The sequence below is a fragment of the Streptomyces sp. NPDC001941 genome, from assembly GCF_040296945.1.
GTDB lineage: Bacteria > Actinomycetota > Actinomycetes > Streptomycetales > Streptomycetaceae > Streptomyces.
In genome coordinates this window covers 1-1941 of sequence record NZ_JBEOYE010000246.1, presented here as the reverse complement: position 1 = coordinate 1941, position 1941 = coordinate 1, and the positions used below count along the sequence as shown (strand labels likewise).

1 protein-coding gene is annotated in these 1941 nt (G+C 70.2%); it reads right to left on the bottom strand.

Going from position 1 to position 1941, the window contains the following annotated elements:
• Nucleotides 1–830: 830 nt before the first annotated feature.
• Nucleotides 831–1400, bottom strand: a complete 570-nt coding sequence (locus ABT160_RS46920) for a transcriptional regulator (RefSeq protein ID WP_351656544.1) — start codon at nucleotides 1398–1400, stop codon at nucleotides 831–833.
• Nucleotides 1401–1941 lie beyond the last annotated feature (541 nt).

Sequence of the window (1941 nt, the reverse complement as noted above, 5' to 3'; positions counted from 1 at the left end):
CGCGCGGTCTGCTCCGCAGACACGACGCGCCGCCCCTACGGGGCGGTTCCGGCGCAAGCGCCGGAAGGCCGGTCGCTCCGCGACCGGGCGGTACGGGGCGCTGCGCGCCCCTGCCGGGACTTCGTCCCGGGGTGCCGGTCCACTCCGTGGCCCGGCCTTTAGGGCCTGGCGGCCCTGAAGGGTCCAGCACGCTCCGCGTACTGGACTGACGGCGTGCGCTCCGCGCCCGCCTGGGGCTGGCTACGGGGAGGGGTGGCCTGGGGTGGTGACGCTGTGTCAAGTCTGGTGGCGGGGCGGGGAAGTGGGGCGTGCTGCCTTGGGGGCATGGGTTGAGGTTATCGCGGGGGCACCTCTGTCCGCCAGTGTGCGTCATCTGTTTGGGCCGGATACATTATTGCCTCAGAGGGCACCCCCTGAGGTCTCCTCTGGTGGCTGTGCCGGGGCTCATTCGGCTGGGTCGCGCCGTGCGTCATTTCAGTGGACCGGATGTTTCCTGGTCTGCAAGGTGACTGCCTGAAGCGTGGCGATCTTGGCTCTCTGGAATCGCTCGCATTCCGGCTGGATAACGCGTCTTGTGGTGCCGGAAAGGCTTCGGTGATTCCCGGCTTCCGGAGCTCCTGGCTGGGCTTGGGGCCTCGCTGGAGGACGTGCCGGCGTCTTGCTGGGGCGTGCTGTCCGGCTCCGGTTTTACGGCCGTAAAACACCAGGCCGCCGGGTCACGGCGACGGCCAGCTGGGCCCGGCCGGCTCGTGCGGGGGACGTCGGTCGCCGGGCTCCGCGCTACGCATGTCAGAGCTGTCCGGTCCTCACCGGTGGGGCCATGGAGGGGGTCAGGCTGAGAAGCCCACGTTCGTGGCGTACTCGTACTGGCCCCACTGCGACCCGAGGTCCACGATCTCATTCTCCCAGGCGTCCGCGAGGGCGCTGTCGTCCTGGTCGCGCCAGGCTTCGACAATGCGGTCCCAGCGGCGGACGTTCAGGGAGCGGTACTCCAGCACGCGCTGGAAACGGCGGCCGACGGCAGCCTGGTTGATGGGGTGGAGCTCCACGCGGGTGCCGCCGCGGGCGTTGAGGCGGCGCAGCAGATGCGCGGCGACGTTGTGGCGGCGCACCGTGCGGTAGGCGGCCTCAATCTGCTCCAGGCTGCGGGCGTTGGGCTTGCGGGTGCCCGTGGTCCAGGCCCTGAGGGTGCGGTCGGTGACGGTCAGGCCGGCGGCGCGGGCGGCGGCCAGGGCGCGCGGGGACTTCGTCAGGTACCGCAGACGCGCATCCAGACCACGCTTCTGCGTGACGGGGGTGGCAATACCGGTCGCGAGGTCGTCCAGGCGGCGGCCGACAAGGTCGCTTCCTTTCACACCGCTGGCTCCGTATTTACCGAATTCGATGGTGCGTTCCGGCATTTCCGCCCCCTTCATCTGAGGATTCCAGAATACCGGATAATCAAGTCCCGCAGGTCATTGAATTTGTTTTCGGATTCTGTATCCGTCGTCGGGCGTGCAACCCGGACCCCCGCCGAGGCATGTCAGGCCGGACCAGGGCCGGGAAGGGCCCGGGCACGGCGGCGGCCGTGGGGCGAGAAGGAGCGGGGCGCCGCCCGGGACGAAGCCCACGGAAGTGCACTGTGGTGCACCTCCGTGAACGGCAGCCTCCACGCGGGGCGGCATGGCGGGCAGGCGGCCGGCTCGTCCCAGCCGGGCGCACCACGCCGTACGGCGACCCGGGGCAGGCGGCCGGCTCGTCCCGGCCCGGGCCTCGGTGGAACAGCAGGGCGCAGCGGGGCGTCGACGCTCCCGTACGCCCGCCTGCAGGCCCGTCCCAGCGGCGCGCACCCCAGGTGTCAGGAGCGGAGTGAGGTGACCCCTGTGGTGTGGACACTCTGACAATGGATCTTGATGGTCCGAGGAAGGGTGTCTTGGTGGGACGTAGGTCTCCGTATCCGGA